This is a genomic window from Deefgea sp. CFH1-16, from assembly GCF_016881365.1.
GTDB lineage: Bacteria > Pseudomonadota > Gammaproteobacteria > Burkholderiales > Chitinibacteraceae > Deefgea.
This window is the reverse complement of record NZ_WLYT01000001.1, coordinates 542,198-564,436: the sequence shown is the minus strand read 5'-3', so window position 1 is coordinate 564,436 and position 22,239 is coordinate 542,198. Positions and strand designations below refer to the sequence as shown.

Annotated in this window: 22 protein-coding genes and 4 pseudogenes; 14 read left to right on the top strand and 12 right to left on the bottom strand. The window is 47.7% G+C overall.

Features of this window, described 5'->3' with window-relative positions:
- The first annotated feature begins 146 nt into the window (after positions 1-146).
- From GKO28_RS02975 to GKO28_RS02950, 6 genes are all read left to right on the top strand, one after another.
- A complete protein-coding gene (locus tag GKO28_RS02975; RefSeq protein WP_203563873.1) occupies positions 147-596 on the top strand; it encodes a hypothetical protein in 450 nt (149 codons plus the stop codon).
- Positions 597-600: 4 nt separating this feature from the next.
- The gene (locus GKO28_RS02970; protein ID WP_203563872.1) at positions 601-1,398 is read left to right on the top strand and encodes an ABC transporter substrate-binding protein; all 798 of its coding nucleotides are present in this window, start codon (positions 601-603) and stop codon (positions 1,396-1,398) included.
- A gap of 54 nt (positions 1,399-1,452) precedes the next feature.
- A complete protein-coding gene (locus tag GKO28_RS02965) occupies positions 1,453-2,169 on the top strand; it encodes a response regulator (RefSeq protein ID WP_182075307.1) in 717 nt (238 codons plus the stop codon).
- Positions 2,162-3,667: an ATP-binding protein gene (locus tag GKO28_RS02960; RefSeq protein WP_182075306.1), complete on the top strand. Its 1,506-nt coding sequence runs from the start codon at positions 2,162-2,164 to the stop codon at positions 3,665-3,667. The genes GKO28_RS02965 and GKO28_RS02960 overlap by 8 nt, the downstream gene beginning before the upstream one ends.
- Positions 3,668-3,749: 82 nt before the next feature.
- Positions 3,750-4,523, top strand: coding sequence for a phytanoyl-CoA dioxygenase family protein (locus tag GKO28_RS02955; RefSeq protein ID WP_203563871.1), 774 nt, complete (start codon positions 3,750-3,752; stop codon positions 4,521-4,523).
- Positions 4,524-4,577: 54 nt separating this feature from the next.
- Positions 4,578-4,808, top strand: a complete 231-nt coding sequence (locus GKO28_RS02950) for a hypothetical protein (protein ID WP_182075305.1) — start codon at positions 4,578-4,580, stop codon at positions 4,806-4,808.
- 144 nt (positions 4,809-4,952) lie between these two features.
- On the opposite strand, the gene GKO28_RS02945 is transcribed toward GKO28_RS02950, so the two are convergent.
- Positions 4,953-5,813: a transglycosylase SLT domain-containing protein gene (locus GKO28_RS02945; protein ID WP_182075304.1), complete on the bottom strand. Its 861-nt coding sequence runs from the start codon at positions 5,811-5,813 to the stop codon at positions 4,953-4,955.
- Positions 5,814-5,916: 103 nt separating this feature from the next.
- Here GKO28_RS02945 and GKO28_RS02940 point away from each other — a divergent pair.
- Positions 5,917-6,994, top strand: a pseudogene (locus GKO28_RS02940) (enoyl-CoA hydratase/isomerase family protein).
- 98 nt (positions 6,995-7,092) lie between these two features.
- Entirely contained in the window at positions 7,093-7,782 is a 690-nt protein-coding gene (locus GKO28_RS02930) for a Bax inhibitor-1/YccA family protein (RefSeq protein ID WP_182075301.1), read from the top strand.
- A 145-nt stretch (positions 7,783-7,927) separates the two neighbouring features.
- Here GKO28_RS02930 and recR read toward each other — a convergent pair whose 3' ends face one another.
- The 3 genes from recR to dnaX form a co-directional block, all read right to left on the bottom strand.
- Positions 7,928-8,524, bottom strand: coding sequence for a recombination mediator RecR (gene recR / locus GKO28_RS02925; protein WP_173531997.1), 597 nt, complete (start codon positions 8,522-8,524; stop codon positions 7,928-7,930).
- A gap of 197 nt (positions 8,525-8,721) precedes the next feature.
- Positions 8,722-9,054 (bottom strand): YbaB/EbfC family nucleoid-associated protein, encoded by a 333-nt coding sequence (locus GKO28_RS02920; protein WP_173531996.1) that lies wholly within the window; start codon positions 9,052-9,054, stop codon positions 8,722-8,724.
- Between the two features lie 100 nt (positions 9,055-9,154).
- The gene (dnaX, locus tag GKO28_RS02915; protein ID WP_182075300.1) at positions 9,155-10,852 is read right to left on the bottom strand and encodes a DNA polymerase III subunit gamma/tau; all 1,698 of its coding nucleotides are present in this window, start codon (positions 10,850-10,852) and stop codon (positions 9,155-9,157) included.
- 36 nt (positions 10,853-10,888) lie between these two features.
- On the opposite strand from dnaX, the gene GKO28_RS02910 reads away from it, so the two are divergent.
- The 4 genes and pseudogenes from GKO28_RS02910 to guaA all read left to right on the top strand — a co-directional run bounded on the left by GKO28_RS02910 (position 10,889) and on the right by guaA (position 14,435).
- Positions 10,889-11,092 (top strand): oxidoreductase-like domain-containing protein, encoded by a 204-nt coding sequence (locus GKO28_RS02910; RefSeq protein WP_182077381.1) that lies wholly within the window; start codon positions 10,889-10,891, stop codon positions 11,090-11,092.
- A gap of 86 nt (positions 11,093-11,178) precedes the next feature.
- Positions 11,179-12,432 (top strand): D-alanyl-D-alanine carboxypeptidase/D-alanyl-D-alanine-endopeptidase, encoded by a 1,254-nt coding sequence (gene dacB, locus GKO28_RS02905; protein ID WP_203563870.1) that lies wholly within the window; start codon positions 11,179-11,181, stop codon positions 12,430-12,432.
- 40 nt (positions 12,433-12,472) lie between these two features.
- Positions 12,473-12,619: a hypothetical protein gene (locus GKO28_RS20985; RefSeq protein ID WP_307838933.1), complete on the top strand. Its 147-nt coding sequence runs from the start codon at positions 12,473-12,475 to the stop codon at positions 12,617-12,619.
- 228 nt (positions 12,620-12,847) lie between these two features.
- Positions 12,848-14,435, top strand: a pseudogene (gene guaA / locus GKO28_RS02895) (glutamine-hydrolyzing GMP synthase).
- A 127-nt stretch (positions 14,436-14,562) separates the two neighbouring features.
- On the opposite strand, the gene GKO28_RS02890 reads toward guaA, so the two are convergent.
- From GKO28_RS02890 to GKO28_RS02865, 7 genes and pseudogenes are all read right to left on the bottom strand, one after another.
- Positions 14,563-15,498 carry a hypothetical protein gene (locus tag GKO28_RS02890; protein ID WP_182075298.1) on the bottom strand — a complete coding sequence of 312 codons (936 nt, stop codon included), beginning with the start codon at positions 15,496-15,498 and terminating at the stop codon, positions 14,563-14,565.
- On the bottom strand, positions 15,498-15,785 hold the full coding sequence (locus GKO28_RS02885; protein ID WP_203563869.1) for a hypothetical protein: 288 nt from the start codon (positions 15,783-15,785) through the stop codon (positions 15,498-15,500). The genes GKO28_RS02890 and GKO28_RS02885 overlap by 1 nt, the downstream gene beginning before the upstream one ends.
- Positions 15,760-16,473 (bottom strand): DGQHR domain-containing protein, encoded by a 714-nt coding sequence (locus GKO28_RS02880; RefSeq protein WP_203563868.1) that lies wholly within the window; start codon positions 16,471-16,473, stop codon positions 15,760-15,762. Before GKO28_RS02880 ends, GKO28_RS02885 begins: the two co-directional genes overlap by 26 nt.
- Positions 16,474-16,655: 182 nt before the next feature.
- Positions 16,656-18,143, bottom strand: coding sequence for a Fic family protein (locus tag GKO28_RS02875; RefSeq protein WP_182075297.1), 1,488 nt, complete (start codon positions 18,141-18,143; stop codon positions 16,656-16,658).
- Between the two features lie 282 nt (positions 18,144-18,425).
- Positions 18,426-18,849 (bottom strand): annotated as a pseudogene (locus GKO28_RS02870) (transposase); the annotation flags it as partial.
- Positions 18,850-18,870: 21 nt separating this feature from the next.
- On the bottom strand, positions 18,871-19,005 hold the full coding sequence (locus GKO28_RS20980; protein WP_282099212.1) for a hypothetical protein: 135 nt from the start codon (positions 19,003-19,005) through the stop codon (positions 18,871-18,873).
- On the bottom strand, positions 19,002-19,256 hold the full coding sequence (locus tag GKO28_RS02865) for a hypothetical protein (RefSeq protein WP_182075296.1): 255 nt from the start codon (positions 19,254-19,256) through the stop codon (positions 19,002-19,004). Before GKO28_RS02865 ends, GKO28_RS20980 begins: the two co-directional genes overlap by 4 nt.
- Positions 19,257-19,574: 318 nt before the next feature.
- Here GKO28_RS02865 and GKO28_RS02860 point away from each other — a divergent pair, with 318 nt between their 5' ends.
- Positions 19,575-20,747 (top strand): HD-GYP domain-containing protein, encoded by a 1,173-nt coding sequence (locus GKO28_RS02860; protein WP_182075295.1) that lies wholly within the window; start codon positions 19,575-19,577, stop codon positions 20,745-20,747.
- A gap of 52 nt (positions 20,748-20,799) precedes the next feature.
- Here the strand turns inward: GKO28_RS02860 and rph are convergent.
- Positions 20,800-21,517: pseudogene (gene rph / locus GKO28_RS02855) on the bottom strand (ribonuclease PH).
- Between rph and GKO28_RS02850 the strand changes: the two are divergent.
- Positions 21,505-21,810, top strand: coding sequence for a hypothetical protein (locus tag GKO28_RS02850; protein ID WP_182077534.1), 306 nt, complete (start codon positions 21,505-21,507; stop codon positions 21,808-21,810). The pseudogene rph and the gene GKO28_RS02850 sit on opposite strands and share 13 nt — an antisense overlap.
- Positions 21,811-22,239 lie beyond the last annotated feature (429 nt).

Here is a 22,239-nt window from a genome sequence, read left to right as displayed (position 1 = left end):
AAAGCCTGCTTTATCCTATGTAATCCCCTTGTTTACGCTGATTGCATATCGGCATAAAAAGAAATGTTTTATTACGCTTTTCCTTGGAAGCTTACGATATAGTCGACTTAATTCATGGAGAATTGCGACAGGTGTTTGAATCAATAGTGAAAATCATAAAATACCCTGCAATCAGTTTAGTTTTGTTGCTGCTCAGTTGCACACTACATGCGGCTGAGCCGCTGGATGTCTTGCATTGGTGGACTTCGCCCAATGAGCGGCGGGCAGCGGATTTTTTGCGGCAAAAAATGGCGGAAGACAATATTGAATGGCGAGACTCGGCGATTCCGGGTGGCGCCGGCGTTGGCGCGATGAAGGTGCTCAAAAGCCGCGTGTTATCGGGCAAGCCGCCAGCGGTGTCGCAGTTGATTGGTCCGGCCATCAATGAATGGGCTGAGCTGGGGCTGATTTTAGAATTAGACAGCGCGGCGGTACGCTGGCAAAGCCAGCTATTTCCCACCGTGTGGAATCTGGTCGAGCATCGGCAACATACGGTGGCGGTGCCTTTGGGGATTCATCGCATTAATACCTTGCTGTATAACAAAAAAAATATTTGATCGCTTGGGATTAAAACCGCCGCGTGATTTTAACGATTTTCGCCGGATTGCTTTAATATTGCAGGCCGCTGGGATTACCCCTTTGGCGCAAAGCAGTGAAGCTTGGCAAGTGGCCACTTTATTTGAAACGCTGGTGCTGGCCGAGGGCGACGTAGCGTTTTATCGTGATTTATTTGTGCATAAAAATCCACAAGCCTATTTAGACCCGCGCTTTGCGCAAGCATTAAACCGTTTACGCGAATGGAAAACCTATACGCATAAAACCACGGGTGATTTGCCGTGGACTGAAGTGGCCAAGCAATTTGCTAGCGGGCAAGCGGCGATGTTGGTGATGGGCGACTGGATGAAGGGCGAGCTGGTGGCGCAAGGCTTGGTCTTGGACGTTGATTTTGCCTGTAGCGTCGTGCCTAAGACCGAGGACGTGCATCTCTACAGCATTGATACCTTGGTGATGTTTGCTGGGGATTATGCCAAGCAAGTCAATCAGGAGCGCTTTGCACAATTGATGGTGTCACCGGCGGTGCAAATCGGTTACAACCGGATTAAAGGTTCGATTCCAGTGCGACGGGATATCGACATTGGCAGTTTGGATCGTTGTAGTAAGGCCTCATGGCGCGCTTTTTCACGCGGCCGCGCGTTTCAGGCACCAAGCCTAGTGCACCGAATGGCCGCCGATGAAACCTTTAAAGACGTAGTGGTGGCGCAGATTCAAACTTTTTATTTAGATGACAAAATTTCAGTCGCTGAAACGCAGCAGCGTTTAGCGGCGATGGTGAAAGCGCTTAATCGCAAAGATGAGTAATCGACGCTGCGGATACCGCGGCGCGAAGGATCGCTCGATGGAAAAGGACAGGGAATGAGCCGTAAGATTTTGATTGTGGATGATGACTTAAAAACCCGCACATTGCTCAAAGCGTATTTGGAGCGCAATCAATATGATGTGCGTTTGGCCCCCGATGGCGAAACATTTTTGAGCGAATTTGAGCGTTATAAAGACGAGCTCAGTTTGGTGATTTTAGATGTGATGCTACCGGATACCGATGGCTTTGCGTTATGCCAAACGGTGCGAAAAAATAGCAATGTGCCCATTATTATGCTGACCGCCAGTTCGGACGAAACCGATCGGATTGTCGGCCTTGAATTGGGCGCCGATGATTATATTGCCAAGCCGTATAACCCCCGTGAATTACTGGCGCGCATCAAAGCGATTCATCGCCGTACCGGTATTGAGACGGGTACAGGGACTGGGCGCTACTATCGTTTTGTCGGTTTTACGCTCGATACGGTTGAGCGTAATTTAATGTCGCCCGATGGGGATGTCGTGAAGCTCACCGGTTTAGATTTTCAGTTGTTAAAAATGTTTTTAGAGCACCCGGGGCAGATTTTGGATCGCAGCCAATTGGCCGAAGAAACGCGTGGCCGTGATGCTGGGCCGCTGGATCGCTCGCTCGATGTGCAAGTGAGCCGCTTACGGCAACGCTTAGAAGACGATGGTAAGCACCCCAATTTGATTAAAACCGTGCGCGGTGCGGGTTATGTGCTCTCAGCCGAGGTGACCATTAGTCATGTTTAAAGGGCAGTGGCAATGGCTGCGAGAATTGGCGCGGCGTGCGCGTTTAATGAGCATGCCACGTTGGCTAGAGCATATTTTGCCATCGCGATTATTGCCGCGGTTATTGTGGGTGATGGCGGTTGGGGTGTTGGCGTCGCAATTAATTGGCAATGCAATTTGGGCCAATTATTTGCAAAATAAATCCGAGCAAGAGGTCAGTGCGGCGGCCGATCATATTGCGCTTGGCGCGGTGAGTGCGGTGCATTTTTTTCAAAGTTTACCGCCCAATTATCGGCCGTTGGTGATTCAGCAATTGCGCGAAATGGGCGGTACGCGGTTTTTTGTAACGGTTAATGATAGCCCGATCCCTGTGCAGGGTATTGCCGCACAGCCATTATCTAATCAAGTTTTGCAGGTTATACGTCAAATATTTGAACAAAAACTACCGCAATTGACTGATTTGCGTTTGGCGTTTGCTTGGCCCAATCAATTGGCAGTGTCTAGCGATGGGATGACTGTTTCGCAATTGCCCGATCACTGGATTAAAAACACCTTGTTGATGGCGCCGCGCCCAGCGCCGGTGTTGGTGATTCAAACTGAAATTGAGCCCGGGCATTGGCTGTATTTGGCCACCTTAATGCCAGATCCTTATTTTTTGGATAATAGCGATCCGATGCCGCCTGAGCGCTGGCTATTGCAATTGATTACCTTATTTACGGTATTGCTGTTGACTTGGGTGGTGGTGCGCTGGATTACGCGGCCATTAGCCGCGCTATCGGAAGCGGCCGAAGCGTTTGGTAAGGGCGAGTCGCCGCCGCTACCAGCCGAAGGTAGCGAAGAGTTTATTCGCACAGCGAACGCGTTTGGCGCGATGCGCGAGCGGATTCAACGCTATTTAGAAGACCGTGAAAAACTCTTTGCCGCGATTTCGCATGATTTACGCACCCCCATCACTCGGCTGAAATTACGCACCGAAATGCTCGACGATGAAGCGGTCAGGTTGGAGTTTCATGAAGACCTCGACGAGCTCGATATGATGGTCAAAGGCGCTTTGCAAAGCGTGAAAGACAGCGATATTCATGAAAACCGCACCCGAATTCGTCTTGATGCGCTGCTTGGGCGGATGGTTAGAGACTCGCGCATGGCTGGGCATGAAATTGCCTATAGCCGCTGCGGTTTATGGGTGATGGTTAAGCCTTTGGCATTAAAGCGCGCCTTAAGTAATTTGATCGACAACGCGCTGTTTTACGGTGAACGGGTTGAGATCTCGGTGCTTGAAGGCGTGGGCAAGGTGGTTATCGTCGTGCGTGATCATGGGCCGGGCGTTCCCGATGAGGCACTGGCGACGTTGTTTGATCCTTATGTTCGGCTAGAGCATGGCCGGCAGCACAATCATCAAGGGCATGGTCTGGGCCTAGGGATTGCACGCAATATTATTCAGGCCCACGGTGGTGTTTTAGAGCTAAGTAATCATGCACAAGGCGGTTTGCAAGCGATGATTATTTTACCTAAGGATTGAAAACTGGGTGAAATCCCATGGGCGCATGGCGTTGAGAGTTCCAGTACAATCCAAATTTTCGAATCTTTTATAAGGCAATACGGTGCTTGAATTTTCTCATCCGATGGATATATCGGCTTTGCGTGCCACGTTTGCTGAGCAAGGATTGGTTATTTTACGCGGCTTTGCACCGCCGGCTGAAGTCGCTTTGATTCGAGATGCGGCAATGCAGGCGCTGGCAGCGCGTCAAGAACCGCTGGAACTGGAAGCGAGCTTGGCGTATCCGGGCGCACCAACGTCGATTGATGCGCAAGGCGGCCAGACAATTCGCCGTTTACGCGGCATGGTGGCGCGCTCGCCTATTTTTATGCAATGGGCGACGCATCCACGCTTGTTGGCGTTATTGCGGCCTTTGCTCGGCGAGCGTATTACCTTAACGCAGGTGCACCACAATAGCTTGATGACCAAGCAACCGAGCTTTAGTAGCGATACGTTATGGCATCGTGATTTACGCTATTGGCGTTTTAGTCGGCCGCAATTGGTGTCTTGCTGGTTGGCCTTAGGCGATGAAAATCCAGAAAACGGCGGCTTGGGATTTATTCCCGCATCACATAATTTGACCTTGCCTGAAACTGCTTTTGATTCGCGAGAATTTTTGCTTGCTGATCATCCAGTTGCTGCGCCGTGGATTGCCAAAGCACAGTTTCCGCGCCTGAGCGCAGGCGATGTGGTGTTATTTGATGCGCGCACTTTTCATGCCGCGAGCCGCAATAGCACCGAAAAAACCAAGTATTCTTTAGTGATGAGCTACCATGCCAGTGATAATTTACCACTCAAAAATAGTCGATCTGCGACTGAGCCCGGTGTAGATTGCTAGGGTTTGTTGACGTTGGGTTGACTTAGACCCTCATTGTTTTTTAAGGAGATTCAGATGCCGGTTAGTCCAGAGCAGTTCTCGTCCCTGATTCAGTTAGTGACTCAATTGCAGCCCATGCCGGCGTATCAAGCGGCCAAAGAGCTGGAAATGCTCAAACCGGAAATGACCGATGAGCAGCGTCATGCCTATGAGCAAGCATTGGGTGAAGCTCAGCGCCAGCGCAAAGAAATTGAAAAAGCCAATGCCGCAGCCACTGAAGACGCGTTTGATCAAGACGAAGATTAAATCGAACTGCTGCTAACACTTGAAACCTGCTTAGTTATTGGCGTGCGTGATGCAAAAGTAAGCCAATAATCGGGTTTGGAAGTCAGGTTTGTGAGTGGTACTAGATAAAGGTATATGCAGCTAGGCTTTTTTAAAATAGAGTCTCTAGCGATATACCTTTGCTTTTTTAGTTTTGGCTGGTTCTGGAAAAACATTGATATCGCGGCCGCGATCATTCGGTGTTTGGTGAACTGAAAAAGGGTAGAGTTGCAGCACTTTTTTCACGTATTGCTGTGTTTCTGGATAAGGCGGAATCCCACGGTAGTGATCTACTTTTCCTTCCCCGGCATTGTAACTGGCGGCCACTAAGGCGATATTGCCTTGGTAGCGATCAAGTAGCCAGCGCAAATAGCGCACCCCACCTTTTACATTTTGGCTGGTATTAAAGACATCTTTGACATTAAACCGCGCTGCGGTTTCGGGAATGAGCTGCATCACGCCCATCGCTGATTTGGGGGAAACCGCGCTGCTATTGAGGCCCGATTCAACTTTGGCGATGCTCAGTGCAAATGATGGATCAACGCCGTGCCAAGTGGCGACTTTGCTAATAATATTGGCAACCACTTGCTGATTGGCATTCATTTTACGGCTAATGACGATAGGTTTGCTTATTTCGGGTTCGACATCGGACTCAACACAGCGCGGTAAACGATGGCCCGTAATGCGAATGGTTTCTAGCATTTTTTGTGCTTCTTGGTGGCCTTGTTCAGCGGCGATGGATAATAAACTCGCTGCAGCCACGCGGTCTTCTGGCACGCCAAAGCCAAAAGCATACAGCATGGCTAAACGATATTGGGCTTCGGTAATGCCTAATCGCGCCGCATAGCAATACGTGACTGCCGCTGCCCATGGATTATGCATTTCTTGTTGTGTGGCTTTTTCCAGTCGTGATTGCCATTGCGCTTCATTTTTATCGCCAGAAACCGCCGACAATGCCAAGGTTATGCTGAATATTGTTGTCAGCATGGCGGTTTTCCTAATGGTTGGCGATAGGGAATCAGCATAGTCTTAATCCGATTGCGGGAGTTATTGCGTCTGATTAAAGGCTTTGAGCGAAAAGGATATTTGAATGACAGTTCACGTGCGACTGATGACGAGCCACAATGGCACTCAAATTGGTATTTTAGCGTTATCAGCGCCAGAGCGGATTAATGCGCAAAATTTAAGCATGGTGCGGCAAATATGCGCAGCGCTAAACGATTGGCGTGATCAAGCGCAGATTGTTGCCGTGGTGATGATTGGTGCCGGTGAGCGTGGGTTTTGTGCTGGTGGTGATTTAAAAGCCTTACATGCCGCGATGACTCAGCCGGGTGAGTTGGCGCAAGGCGATGCTTTTTTTGCTGAAGAATACTTACTCTGTCAAATGATTCGTGACTATGCCAAGCCTGTGATGGCGTGGGGGCATGGCATTGTAATGGGCGGCGGTTGGGGTTTATTTGCTGCCGCTAGCCATAAAATTGTGACTGAACGCAGTAAATTGGCGATGCCAGAAACGGCGATTGGTTTGTTTCCGGATGTGGCGGCGAGTCGCTGGCTGAACGAGTTGGCAGGGTTCGGTCCTTTTTTAGCGCTGTCTGGCGTGGCGATCAATGCCAGCGATGCACTGTATTGCGGTGCCGCCCAGTGGGCCTTGCCCGAATCAAGTCGGCATCAAGTGTTAATGGATTTAAGCGCCTTAGCTTGGCAGGGGCAGCCAGAATTAGATCACGTTGTATTGAGCGATTATTTAACGCAAGCGGCGCAGCAAGCCGAGCTCACGTTGCCTGATGGACATTTACCAGCACATCCAGATTTGCTGCGCGCTTGTGTGCAACGGTAGTTTGAGCGATGCTTTACACCACATGAGTTACTTTTCGACTTTGGATGATGCTTGGCTCGCTGCCGCGGCACTGCGAGTGCAGCGCGCGTCACCCACGTCGTTGTGGCTTGCATGGACTTTACAACAACGCTGTGCAGCATTGTCGTTTAAACAGACGGTGCAATTAGAAACCGAGGTCAGTGCGGCTTGTTTACGCTATGGTGATTTTGCCGCCGGCATTTATGCCACATTATTTGATCGCAACCATTCCCCCGTTTGGCAACAAAGTCAGGCCAATCAATTGGAAGTCACTAATTTGGCTCAAGCATTTCCGATGTTATGTAATTGATTATTTGTATAATCGATGTGAAAGTTTGAAACTTTTTGTCTTTGCCGCCCTCTTAGCAGGTGATACAGTATCGACACCGATCAATCAGGAGATTCAAAATGCAATCTTTTAATACCAATACCACGACGTATGGCAATAGCACCTTGTCGGCAGAACGCAATCAAGTGCTGCGTAATACCTACTTTTTATTAGCTTTGACGATGTTGCCAACCGCAGCAGGCGCCTTGCTCGGTATGTCTATGCAGTTTCGTATGAGCGGCTTTTTAGGTTTTGGCTTATTTATGTTAGTGAGCTTCGGGGCGTTTTATGCCATCGAAAAAACCAAAGAAAGCAGTGCTGGCGTGTTTATTTTGTTGGGCTGGACTGGCTTTATGGGCTTGTGGCTCAGCCAAATTTTGCAAATGGCAATGAAATTTAGCAATGGTCCAGAAATGATTGGCATGGCTGCAATTGGCACCGGCGCGATTTTCTTTACCTTGGCGACCATCGCAACGGTGACTAAAAAAGACTTTTCCTTTATGGGTAAATTCTTATTTATCGGCATGGTGATTGTTTTGTTGGCAGCAGTCGCCAATATTTTCTTTGCGATTCCTGCTTTGTCATTGACGATTTCTGCTGCCGTAATCATGATTTTTTCGGCGTATATTTTGTACGATGTGAGCCGTATCGTGAATGGTGGTGAAACCAATTACATCAGCGCCACATTGAGCTTGTACCTGAATGTGTACAATATTTTTGTTAATTTGCTCAGTATCATTATGGCGTTCACTGGCAATAGCCGAGACTAAGTCATTTTAGATGTGTTGAAAAACGCCACTGTCAAAGTGGCGTTTTTTTATGTTGAAACCCAAGCCTTGGTGTTATCGAATGTCGTAGATTGTGGTCGAATGGGCAGGGGTGGCGGAAAACCAAACGTCAACAGACCCCAGGGTTTTATAAGCCACGGCGTTCGATCAGTGCTTGCGCCAAGGTACCGGGGTCAACATGTTCCAGCTCGCCACCCACAGGGAGCCCGCGGGCAATCCGACTGACTTTTAGGCCGCGCGCCCGCAGCATTTCAGCGACATAATGCGCGGTGGCTTCGCCTTCGGTGGTGAAGTTGGTCGCCAAAATCACTTCAGTCACTTGGCCATCACTGGCGCGCTCGAGTAATTGTTTGAGTGCAATGTCGTGTGGGCCTATGCCATCGAGTGGGCTTAAACGACCCATTAAGACAAAATACAAACCTTCATAACTGCGTGTTTGCTCAATCGACATTAAGTCGGTTGGCATTTCTATCACGCATAATTGCGCATGATTGCGTTGTTCATCCAAGCAAATGTCGCAGGTATCGGCCTCGGTAAAGGTATTGCAATGGCGACAATGCTTGAGGGTGCCCAAAGCATTTTCGAGGGCATGGGCCAAGTCCGACGCGCCGACTTGATCGCGCTGTACTAAATGAAACGCCATTCGTGCCGCCGATTTGGGGCCAACGCCGGGTAACACGCGCAATGCATCAATCAGATTTTGTAATGAGGCAGGGATAGGCATAGGTATTGCTCTGGTGGCGTTTGTGGTTGGTGCCTAAATAGCAATACCACGGGTGTTGTTATGGCGTGGATAACTGTTTGTTGGTATTAGTAAGGCGCTATCTCGTAGAGATAACGCCTTGGGCGCTGCATCGTATCACGAGTAAAGCATCGCCATTGCTCACGACTTGCGCGCGACGCTATGGCGATGTGAGCCCATTAAAATGGCATTTTAAAGCCAGGCGGCAATTGCATGCCGGCGGTGAAACCGCCCATTTTGGCTTGGCTGGTGGCTTCTACTTTACGCAGCGCATCATTAAATGCGGCAGCGATCAAATCTTCGAGCATGTCTTTGTCATCCGACAATAGGCTGTCGTCAATGGCAACGCGGCGAACAACATTACTGCAGGTCATGGTGATTTTAACCATGCCAGCGCCCGATTGACCTTCAACTTCTACGTTGGCCAATTCGTCTTGGGCTTTTTTCATATTCTCTTGCATTTGCTGCGCTTGTTTCATCAAGCCAGCCATTCCGCCTTTACCACCAAACATAAGATTTCCTTTTTAATCATGAAGAGAAAAGCTGCCAGCGAAAAGATGGGGCTTAAAGCGTTTGCTTGCGATCCATCTTTGTTTCGCTGGCTGATTTTTTTTAAATGGGTTTGATTGAGTCCAATGCAATACTTGCGCCAAATTCTTTCACCATGGTTTGCACGAAAGGATCGTTATTAATTGCCGCAACGGCTTGATCTTGGCGCTCTTGCTTTTCACGGTAATGAATATCGGCTGGCGTTTCAGTTTGAACTTCGCCAATTTGTACATTGAGTGCGATATCGCGACCAAAATGCTCGCTCAGTGCGCTGCGTAATTTTTCTTGATAATCACGCGTTGCCACACTGCGATGCACTTCTTCAACTTTAATATTGAACTGTATGTCGCTGTAGCTTAGTAGCTCCGAATGCTGCGCGAGCATACCTGCCTGACCCAATTTGAGGTGCACCACCAACGCACGCCAATCACCATTAAACTGAGCTGGCTTGACAGGCGCACTGGCGCGAGCGGGCGTCGACATGGCCGCAGGCGTGGCATCTTGCTGCCAAGGTGGAGATTCATTGCGAGCTGGGGCGCTGGCAGGATTGCTCGGCGCTAGATTGTTTGCGACCGTATTACTTGGTGCTTGATTTGTTGAGGCCTGATTCGTTGGCGCTGGCACACTCGGTACAGCGGGAGGGTGACTGGTGGCTGGCAACGCCGTATGGCCTGCGCTACTTGGCGCAAACGCCAGCATCCGCAAAATTGTCATCGTAAAGCCGGCGTATTCATCCGGTGCCAGCGGTAAATCACGTCGCCCATGCAGCGCAATTTGGTAATACAGCTGGATGTCTTCGGGAGAAATGACTTGCGCCGTGGCGACAATTTGCTCGCGCAGCGGTAAATCATCTGCCAGCGCATTGGGCACGGCTTGCACCAGCGCAATCTGTTGTAATAAAGCGGCTAATTCATGCAAAGCCGCCTCGTACGAGAGGCCCCGCTCGGCAATGGCATCGGCGGTTTTGAGTAAGGCACTGCCGTCTTTGGCTACCAGTGCCGTGAGTAAATCAAATAAATAGCTTTGATCAACCGCGCCGAGCATGGCGCGCACGTCGGCTTCTTCAACTTTACCCGCGCCGTAGGCGATGGCTTGGTCAAGCAAAGACAAACCATCCCGCATCGAGCCGCTGGCGGCGTGACCGATGAGATTGAGTGCGAGGGGCTCAAATTCGATCTGTTCGGCTTGTAATACCTGATGCAAATGGCCAGTGACTTGTTGTGGCGTCATTTGCCGTAATGAAAACTGCAAGCAACGGCTCAGTACCGTAATCGGTACTTTTTGCGGATCGGTGGTGGCCAGGATAAATTTGACGTGACTGGGCGGCTCTTCCAGTGTTTTCAGCATGGCATTGAATGCCGACTTGGAGAGCATGTGCACTTCGTCGATAATGTAAACTTTGAAACGGCCAGCGGTCGGTGCATACTGCGCGTTGTCCAAGACTTCGCGAATATTATCGATACCGGTATTGGACGCCGCGTCGATTTCAAGTAGATCGACAAAACGCCCCGCATCAATTTGCGTACACGCTGAGCAAACGCCGCAAGGCTCAGACGTAATGCCGGTTTCGCAATTGAGCGCTTTGGCCATAATCCGGGCGATCGTGGTTTTACCCACACCACGGGTGCCGGTGAGCAAATAGGCATGATGCAAGCGCTCAGAGGCAAACGCATTTGCCAGCGCTTTAATCACGTGTTCTTGCCCGACCAATTGGGCAAAAGTTTTTGGTCGCCACTTACGGGCTAGTACTTGATAGCTCATAGCGACATTCTAACAGATGCGATAGATGAAATGACGATGAATCCGCCTGAAGCATTACCAGAAAACCACGATCCTAAGCCTGAAGCGCCGATTGAACCGCCACTTGAGGCGTGTTGCAGTAGTGGCTGCTACCCCTGTATTTTTGATGTGTATACCGAAGAGCTGCAGCAATATCGGTTGGATTTAGCCGCGTGGCAAGCGCGGCAAAGCGGCGCTATTGCAGCGCCTGAGTCGATTTAAATATCCCCAACTGAACTTCGTTTTGACATCAGCCCGCATAGCTTGGGCACCAAGCGTTGTTTTTTTTATGAGTTGACAGGAATTTCATGTTGAAAAAATGGATCACTTTGCTGGCCTTGGCCATGAACAGTAGCTGGGCGGCGCAAACGCAGACATTACCGCTTGGCGTGAGCAATGCTTTAAACGCGGCCAAAATTCCAACTGATGCGATTTCGATTGCGATGCTGCCGCTCGATGGCGCCGGGCAAGCGCAATTTTATCGGGCGGATGTGCCATCCAATCCAGCCTCAACGATGAAATTAATCACTACCTATGCTGGCTTAGAGTTATTAGGGCCAGCATGGCAATGGCGTACTGAGTTGCGTGCCAATGCTTTGCCGAATAAACAGGGCGTCTTAGAAGGCCCTGTGTATTTAAAAGGTTCGGGAGACCCAAAGCTGACGCTCGAGCGAATGTGGTTATTGGTGCGCGATTTAAAAGCAGCAGGGGTGGATGAAATTCGCGGTGATGTTGTGCTCGATCGCAGTGCTTTTGTGATTGATGAAAAAGAGCCGGCGTTTGACGATGATGGTGAGGCCAGTGATCGGCCGTTTATGGTTAAACCCGATGCTTTACTGACTAACTTTAAGTCTATTCGCTTACGCATTCGTAGTGATGGCGAACGTGTTAGGGTGTCGGCAGAGCCCGATTGGCCAGAAGTGCGCCTGAGTAATCAATTGGCGATTGCTGCGGGCGGCAGTTGTGATGCGTGGCAAAAACGCGTGCAATTTCGAACTGGGCAAGCCACGCCACAATTAATGCTGCAATTGGTGGGTGAAGTACCCGCTGGGTGTATTGGCGACAAATATATGTCGGTATTTGATGCGCCGACCTATACCTATCAGTTGTTTCGTAATTTATGGTTAGAAGCCGGAGGCAAAATCAGCGGCAAAATGCAGTTGGGTGTTACGCCCAGCTCAAGCGTCTTGCTGGCGAGTAGCCAATCTGATTCGCTCACCAATACCATTCGCGATATTAATAAATACAGTAACAATATGATGGCGCGGCAATTGTATTTAACGCTGGGTGCCGTGCAAGGCTTGCCGCAAGACGGCGCGCATAGCGCGGTGCGCGCCAATGCGGTCATTGCTCGTTGGTTGCAAAGTAAGGGGTTCAATTACCAAGAATTGGTGCTGGAAAATGGCGCTGGTTTATCACGTAAAGAGCAAATCAGCGCCAGACATTTGGCAGAACTACTGAAAGACGCATGGCAGTCGCCATTGGCGGCTGAATTTATCGCCTCATTACCGATTGTTGGTCTTGATGGCACGATGAAAAAAACGCCTAAAAGACGAGTCTAGCGCTGGGCAAGGGCATATTAAAACCGGCACCCTCAAAGACGTGCGTGCGGTAGCAGGCTATATCCGCGATGCACAAGGCAAAACGTGGGCGGTGGCGGCGATGATTAATCACAACAACGCACCCGCAGGCATGGCCGCACTCGATGAATTACTGCAATCAGTACGTAAAACCTCCGCGCTAAATTAAACCTCAGCCGGCGTGCGCCGGCGGTGTTTGGCTCGATGCCACCGTTAGTCAGGCATTTTGCGGTCAGCGAGGGCATTTTCGAGGCTTGAAACTGGGTTTTAAGCCGTAATTGCGGCAAAAATACAGGTATTTTTGCAGTCCAGCGCCCAATTGATAAAGAGCTTGGGAAGGAAGTATTAAATGCTGGTAAAATGCCGCGTTTTCCCGCACACCATTGGACAATTCGATATGGATAAGATTCTCATTCTTGATTTCGGCTCACAAGTTACGCAGCTGATTGCCCGTCGTGTGCGCGAAGCGCATGTGTATTGCGAACTGCATTCTTTTGATGTTTCGATCGACTTTATTAAAGAATTTAATCCAAAGGGCATTATTTTGTCTGGCGGTCCTAACTCGGTTTACGAGTCAGATTACCAAGCTGACCCAGCATTGTTTGAGCTTGGCATTCCGGTGATGGGCATTTGCTACGGCATGCAATGGATGGCGCAAAGCTTGGGCGGTAAAGTTGAAGCCGGCACGGTACGCGAATTTGGCTTTGCTGAAATCGAAGTTAACCCAGCTAACCCATTATTTAAAGATTTGTCAGACCGCGTTCACGGCGAAGGTGAGTTGGCGAAGACTTGCCTTGAAGTTTGGATGAGCCACGGCGACAAAGTGACTGCCATGCCAGCGGGTTTTGAAGTGATCGCCAGCAACGCGTCTTGCCCAATCGCGGCAATGGCCGATACCACGCGTAATTTCTACGCGGTGCAATATCACCCAGAAGTCACCCATACGCTCAAAGGCCGCGAAATGATTAATCATTTCGTATTGGATATTTGCGCGTCTGAACCAAGCTGGACCATGCCGAACTACATCGACCAAGCGGTTGCCAAAATTCGCGAACAAGTCGGCACTGACGAAGTGATTTTGGGCTTGTCGGGCGGCGTGGATTCATCGGTTGCCGCGGCATTGATTCACCGCGCGATTGGCGATCAACTGACTTGCGTGTTTGTAGATAACGGCTTGTTGCGCTTGAACGAAGGCAAACAAGTGATGGAAACTTTTGCTGAGCACCTCGGTGTTCGCGTAATCCACGTTGATGCCACTGCACAGTTTATGGGCCATCTCGCTGGTGTTTCTGATCCAGAAGCCAAGCGTAAAATCATCGGTCGTGAATTCGTTGAAGTATTCCAAGCCGAATCAGCCAAATTGCCAAGCGCTAAATGGTTGGCCCAAGGCACAATTTATCCCGATGTGATCGAATCGGCTGGTGCCAAAACCGGTAAAGCGCACGCAATTAAGAGCCACCACAATGTGGGCGGTTTGCCAGAAACCATGAAACTCTCTTTGCTTGAGCCATTGCGTGAATTATTTAAAGACGAAGTGCGTGAACTCGGTGTTGCCTTGGGTCTTGCACCAGAATTGGTTTACCGTCATCCATTCCCAGGTCCAGGCCTTGGCGTGCGTATCTTGGGTGAAGTAAAGCAAGAATATTGCGAACTACTCAAACGTGCCGACGCGATCTTTATCGAAGAATTGCGCGCCGCCCAAGACGAGAAAAGCGGTAAAAAACTGGTACCAACTGACCAGCCAAGCGTTTGTGGTGTTCTTGCCAGTGAAATCAGTCGGCGTCATGGGCGATGGCCGCACCTACGATTACGTAGTTGCACTTCGTGCCGTTGTGACCAGCGACTTTATGACCGCCAAATGGGCTGAATTGCCATACGATTTGCTCGGTAAAGTGTCTAACCGCATCATCAACGAAGTCCGTGGCATCAACCGCGTGGTTTACGATGTATCCGGCAAACCACCAGCGACGATTGAGTGGGAATGATCCCGCGTCTGGCAATGTCCGGCACTAAGTAGCAGCAAACATCCCTCAAGCCCGCATTCCTGCGGGCTTTTTCACGTCTTGGCTTGGCATTGACTGGCAAGTTTTAGCACCACCAATCATTGGTTTTTCATGGTTTAGCTAAGTATTGACGGAATTTATTACTGAGTGATCGGCATATGCTTTTTGGATATTTTTCAGAAGAATGTAGAAATATAGATTTGGCTAGCGCGATAATTAATTTGTTATTTGATATTAATCCTTCTACTGTTGGGCTTGAAAGTGGTTGAAACGAGGTGGAATCAGATATCAATAGCTGAATATTACGTATAGATGCTGTCGCACTTTTTTCAAAAATCCATGAACTACCTTTGAATTGGTAATTAATTTCTCCACGAATGTCTGGTGGATTGAATTTACCAGTGGATTTCACTAAAAATTTTCTATGTACAACCAGATCTAGTGATTCGTTTGCATATTCAGCTGGATCTAAATTACTTCTCGCAGACAGTTTATCAATTAAATTCTCCCAAAGCTGCCATGCATCTTGGTGAGAGCCGCCAGCTTTTTTCTTTATGTTTTTCTTTAGGGTAAGTGTATGTGTGCTATGGCTGTAAGTTAATGTATATAAACCAGTAGGAACATCAGCAATAGGTTGAGTTCCAAAGTAGCAACTCTTTATGCGCTGACTTGCACTTGAGTCAAGATTGGTCAGACTTACACCAGTTAAGCGAATAAGGTAATGAATTGCATAGTAGGCGGCATAATAATGCTCAACTATTTGCCATGAAGCATTTTCTTGCTGTCCCTGAGTTGCACGATCATAAGTTACTCTGGAAGCAAGTAAAAATTGGTTGGCTTCACCAGCTAGAAGCTGATATAGCAAGTCTAGATCCAATATCTGTAATTCAATTACAATCTCATTTGTAGTAACAACCACGCTGTTTGTTACAAATTCTAATAAATTAATTTTTTCTATTAGCCTGTCGTATGAGCTTCGACGAGCAGATAATACTCCTTCTATTAGTATTGGAGTAAGAAGACGGGTGAGTTTGTTCAGTTCCATTAAATAGTCACATTTCTACGCAGTAATTTTCTATCAAGAAATTCAACAGATTTTAAGTATGTCTTTGAATTTGATATTTCAGAAAATGAACCCGGTAAGGTTCTGCGTAAATATTTTTTATGTTCGCTAATTTTATCTAGATCATCTGGATTATTGTCAGATATTATAGAAATAATCGCGCGCGAGTGCGATACGAGTATTTTGAAAAAGGTTGCCTTTGTAATCGAGCTTTCAAAATTAAAGTTATTCTCAGTAGCAATATCATTGGCTGCAAAAAAAGAAGGCATTTATTATTCTATAAAGCCTGTCAGTGCTTGAAATGTTAAATTCTTTCAGGATTGGTTTCATCGAGTCGTAAAAGGTGACTTTTGATATCTTTCCTCGCTGTTTATCGACACGGCTAAGTTTATTCAATAAATAACTATCGACTTCAACTTCAAAGCTAGTAAAAAGTTCATCGAGTAATCTCTCATCATCTGATTCTCTTTCGGCTAGTCGCTTAATGTCTAGTAGTAATTCTTTGGGGACTGGGCGCTGAAGTGTGTTTATATCAATAAATAATCGCGCCTCTTGTACTGGTGTAAGTTCATTGTAGATTATTACAGGGACGCGATATTTAACCCCTTCATTCAATAGTTTTCTAAATCCATAAGCCCTATGCTGACCATCTAATATTAAAAATGCACCTTGTATTACTTCAAAAGTAATAGTTTTATTCTTTGAGTTATAAGTTAGCATGGAATTCACTTGAGCTGACAGGATAATTCCTGACGGAATAGTGCCACCATTACGAATGTACTCAGCAATTGAGTTTGCACGACCTTCATCTAAGGTTCGTTGAAATCCTTCAATTGGATCGTTAGCTCGAGGGTTTGTTGAACATGAATTTGCAATAATATCAATATCTAAAGTTCCAGAGTAAAACTTATGACTTCCTTGAGTAATAAGCGTTACTGAAATATTTTCTGTTGTCATTTTCTATCCCTATTAAAAATAATTATTTCTTTGTGTTTTTAAAACTGAAAAATTTGGCGATACAGCAAGGAGTTATTTTAATTAATTTGAGCAAGCTTCTCGATGATAAACTTTGCCATAAGGTAAGGTGCAGTTTACACCGTTAATCAGCAAAAGCCTGTGTCACAACATCAACAACCCGTTCACCAAGCACTGGTTTTTTCAGCGAGTATTGGATAGCGCTTGCAAAGCTGATTAGACAGCGCGTTCCCATTCTGCCGAATGCTGCGAATAATCCCGTCGAGTTCATTATCAGGCGCTTCTAAAAATTGTTTGATGGCGCTGCGGGCTTGGTCGTTGGCTTTTAAGAAACGGGCTTCTTTGCGCATTTCTTGTGTCAGCGTAGTGTCGATGATTTTGGCGAGATATTCGGCGTGTGCCGTGAGGTCAGGGTAGCGCCATGCGGGCAGTGCATCGTTGTAAGCGCTGAAATAAAGATTGTATTCAACGCCATCTTCGGCGATGGCTTGCTCGCCAAATGCATATTGATCGGCATATTTACGCATCAAGCGGCGCGAAAAACGCTCAAGCACTTTGTCGTACGCGGCGCGTGCCTGAGTGCTATCGGCGATGGTCGCCGAAACAGGCAGGATAATTGGCGCGGGAACAAGCCCATCGCGGCGCAAAATATCATTGATTAAAAAACGCGAAATTCGGCCATTGCCATCCGCCATCGGGTGAATATAGACAAAGCCGAAAGAGGCGACCGCGGCGCGCACGATGGACGATGTGCCTTGGCTGCGTTCGAGAAAATGCGCAAGCCCAGAAAGTAGCGCGTTTGTTTGTTCCCAATGTGGGGCGATGTAATCAACAACGGCTTGGTAGTGAGCTGAATGCCCAACATAAACAGGGGAGCGGCGTAGCCCGTAACGTAGTGCCATATCGCCCAATATGCCGCGTTGTAATAGGCTCAAGGTATCAGCAGTAAATGGATTGTCGTGCTGTCCGCATTCGTTTTCCATGACTGCGGCAAAGCGGCGAATGCGGTCTTCTTTATCCTGCTCACGCTCAATTAAAAAACTGGCGCGGCTCTCTTTGACTGTTAGCCAAACTGTACTGCGTAAAATCAGATCAACGCCGAAATCTGATTCCAGCTCGGCCAGTTTGGCTGGCAAGTCGTAGGTTTCAGTCGCCTGTATGGTTGCAGTTCGACGAACAATAGGGCAGTAATCACGATTGCCCGGCAGATTGTCACGAACTCGCCAGCGTGGGCAATTGATTGGTGTGCCGACTAGATACAGGCCGGGGTCAAGTGCATCAATGTAGTTGCCTCGCGTTTGATTTGGTGCATTTAGCGGGTCATCCAATAACCATTCATACAAGAAACAGGCGCGGCGGGCATAACTTCCCGTTGGTTCTCGCGCAATCCATTGTTCCAGCTCTTGCTTGGCCAAAACTTGAGAAAAAAGCCGAGCTAGAAATTCCAGATGGATGCCTTCATATTTGAAAGCAAACGCCAGTTGCTCACTAAAACTGTCAAGAGGGCGGTAGATTTCTGGGTAAACTTCGAAACGTATGTCACCGCCACTTGACGTGGAGCGGTTACGTCCAATTTCACTCTGTACGGCCAGCGGGTGTACTGCATGCACGTTGTAGGTCAGCGATAGCCATTGATACCCGATCTCAGCCATAAAATCGATTACTCCGCCATAAAAACAGTTATAAACTTAAGTTTTTTAATAAAAACGATTATAGCAGACGGGTTTGGGGTTGGTAGGCTAAGTTGGCTGGCTTGCGCTGAGGTGTGCTAGAGGGGCAGAAACGCGATGAACTGATCATAGTATTTTTCATGGTTTCGTATTTTCTGCTTTATATATTTTACTTATAAATCATGGGTTTATACTGCTTATTAATGATTGAGTGGAATGATCGCTGATGCTCCACGGGCCGCAATGGCATTGTGGCATTTTTTAGTGTCGTAGGCGCCATCGCCGACGATATTCAGCGCCATGTTTCTTGGTTTTCCATTCGCCTTCACCGAGCATTTTGATGCCCGTGCTCTCGACCAATAAATGCAACCCACCTTGGCTTTGACGGGCAGAAATTGTGACTTTCAGTGTTTTTTGTCGACGAGAAATCGTACTCGAATCAGAGACGATCCAATCTAAGTTGGCGAGTCGAAGCAGGCTTTCCACCATGCCTGTGGTTTGGCGCAATGCGAGGCAGAATTGAATTGCAGCGTCACTGAAAGTGGGGTTTCATCCGCGCTTGCCTGTGGGCTCAGCAGCCCATTTCAGTGTTGGATCGACAAATCATCAATGCGCCGCGAGATTTCAAAGCGGCGTGATAGCTTGGCCAGTTGGTGGTTTTGTATTTGTTGGGTGCAGGTTTGCTCATGTCGCTATTCTACCTGCAGCACTACGCCGCTGATTTGTGCAACAAAGCCGGTGAACGCTGCAAACTGGCATGAATCTTGGCCGACAAACCCTCGATACCAAGGCGCATATCGACCGGTTCGACAACCAATTGCAGCGAAGCCAATGGCGGTATCATGCCAAAGCGCGCAATAAAGCTGCGACCCAAGCCAGATCGGTCGCAGCTGGCAAAGTTAGCGTTACGCCGGAGGGGCAGTTCAACTGCAACTGCGCCGCAATGGGGGCTGGCCATTGTGCGGGCACGAAGCTTGAAGCAGATGGTTTCGGGCCGGTCGGCGATTCGGCGATGGTGACTGAAGGTAGGGCGGCAGACTCGAGGCGGCTACGGCGCTGCAAACTGGCAAAAGTAGTGTGTTTAAGCTGGAGCACTCGGATAAACTCGGCTTGAGTTAAACCGCTAGCCTACAATGTTGCACCCATTGCAAAGCATCAATCCACCGTCTCATGCGGCACACCCAAAAATCAAAAGCGCAGCATGCCTGAATTAAAACGACAATTGAGGTGGAACGGCCAGCCCTTACATTCGCTGCGCATAAAACAGCCGTCAATCGCCATTGCGCAGTGCAATATCGCTTGTTGATTGGTAAAGGATTTTTTTTCGACTAAAGTTATATTTAACGATATAAGTCAGATTTATGGAAGGTTTTGTTGGTTTTGTAACTTAAGCATTAGGAGCACATCGCCATCATGCCTCAAGTCAATCATCATTTTAATAACCCAGTGTTTGAGCATAGCGATAAACTCAATCAAAAATTAGTGCAGCTGCATGATCAAATTTTAGTGCGCATTCCCAATATTGATCGAATTGCCTGTGCAATTTATGAAGAAAAAGAAGACTTACTAAAAACATTTATCAATAGTACTCGTAATGGGGAAGCCATTAATAATTATCAATGTAAATTATCGACCAGCCATGAATTAAATTTGTTGGCTAAAAATTCAGAGTACCGAGTGTTAAGTGAAATATCCCAAACGATTGGTGTCGGTACTGCGCATTCTGATTGGCTATTAAAGCAAGGTTATCGTTCATCATTTACCGTACCAATGTATGACGAAGGGGGGTTTTTAGGGTTTATCTTTTTTGATTCATTACAGCCATCGGCGTTTACGACAGCAGTACAGCGCGATTTAATCTTGTATTGTAATTTGATTAATATGTTGATTTCAAATGAGCTGGCTATTGTGCGTATTACACTGGCATCGGCCAATATGGCGCGTGATTTTGCTAATTTACGTGATTTTGAAACGGGTGCTCATTTAGAAAGAATGGCACGTTTCTCGCGAATGATTGCCAAAAAAATTGCCGAAAAACATCAATTAAGCGATGAAACCATCGAGCATATTTTTTTATTTGCACCACTGCACGATATTGGCAAAATTGGCATTCCTGACCACGTTTTACTCAAGCCTGGAAAATTGACTAGCGAAGAAAAGCGCATTATGCAAACTCATGTACAAAAAGGCGTTGCCGTGGTGCAAAAAATTATTGGTGATTTTGGGCTGCAGAAATTATCGGATTCACAAATTTTATTAAACATTGTGCGATGCCATCATGAATTTTTAGATGGCAGTGGCTATCCCCAGCAATTAACTGAAAGTGATATTCCAATTGAAGCGCGAATTGTCACGGTCGCAGATATTTTTGATGCCTTAATTAGCCCGCGCCCTTATAAAGCGGCATGGTCAATGGAAAAAGCGTGTGCTGAATTAAAGCGGATGGTGCAAGTGGGGCAACTCGATGCCGATTGCGTTGCGGCCTTAGTTGAATTAAGCCACGAGTTCAGCGAGATTGCGCTCAATTTTCAAGATGATGTGTTGGTCGAAGCGACGCCAACAATACCGCAATATTCAACGTTATGATTTTATGCTGAGCCAGCCGGTTGCAGGCGTTGCAACAGGCTGGCGCGGGTACTTAAACTGCGAGCGCTACGTTTTGTTTTTCGATCAATTGCTGGATGCCCAGTTCAGCTAAATCAAGTAATGCATTCATTTCTGCACGACTAAACGCCTCACCTTCGGCAGTGCCTTGGATTTCGATAAACTGACCTGCCGCCGTCATCACCACATTCATATCTGTTTCACAGCCCGAATCTTCGATGTAATCCAAATCCAGCACCGGCGTTGTGCCAACAATACCCACTGAAATGGCCGCTACCGACTCACGGATCGGGCTTGAGGCTAGTTTACCCTCGGCAATTAAGCCATTGATCGCATCAGTCAACGCAACAAATGCACCGGTAATACTTGCCGTGCGCGTGCCGCCATCGGCTTGGATTACATCGCAATCAATCGTAATTTGGCGCTCACCCAAAGCTTTTAAATCCACCACCGCGCGCAATGAGCGACCGATCAGGCGCTGGATTTCTTGGGTGCGACCGCTTTGTTTTGCCACTTGCGGCTTCACGGCGCATCCGGCTACCGGTAGAACGTGGCAACATGCCGTATTCTGCCGTCACCCAGCCTTCGCCTTTGCCTTTTAAAAACGGCGGTACTTTTTCTTCAACGCTAGCGGTACACAGTACTTTGGTCGCGCCAAACTCAATCAACACACTGCCTTCGGCGTGGCAGGTGTAATTGCGAGTTAAAGTGACGGTGCGAAGCTCGTTCGGTTGGCGTTGTGAAGGGCGCATGGGAATTTCCTAATGACAGATTAAATTGCGCACCAGTATACCGCAGCGCGTTGCCTCGGCGCAGACGCATCGCGGGCATTTTGGCGCAGTATGACAGCCAACTGGATTCAGCTATCATGACTTACGATCAATACATGGAGATAGCAACAATGAAAAACGTTATCGGTGGATTTAGTCTTGGCACTCTCATCGCCGTCGCGCTGTCATGGAGCGCCAATCACTCCATTTTATGGGCGATTATTCACGGCTTTTTGAGCTGGTTTTATGTGATTTATTATTTCTTGTTCCGCTGAGCAGGAAGCTTTTGTGGTGTATCAAAAGCTGAGCGAATTGGTGTATTGGATTGTGATGCGGTGCAATTTTTTACAGGCATTGACGCTCTAATGTGACTTACTATTTGTATTTTTTCGCAGTTTCTTATCTGTGGTGTGTAATGCTTTGCACTGTTAAAATGTAATATAATTAAATATTGTGTAAAGTAATCCGTGAAAAATCAAACTTAATTGTTTGTTTTGCTTGCTACAAATTTACATCTTAATAAATAATGGCATTTTTATTTATTGAGCCGTCATCTTGAAATCACTTCTGATACTTTTTACGCTCCTTCTGGCTACAGCTTGCACCACGGTGCCACCGCAATCGAATCTGCAAATGGAGGCGATGGTTGAGCAGCAATTGAAGCAAATTCCAGCGGGTGTTGAAGGTAAGAAAGAAGCCTTTTT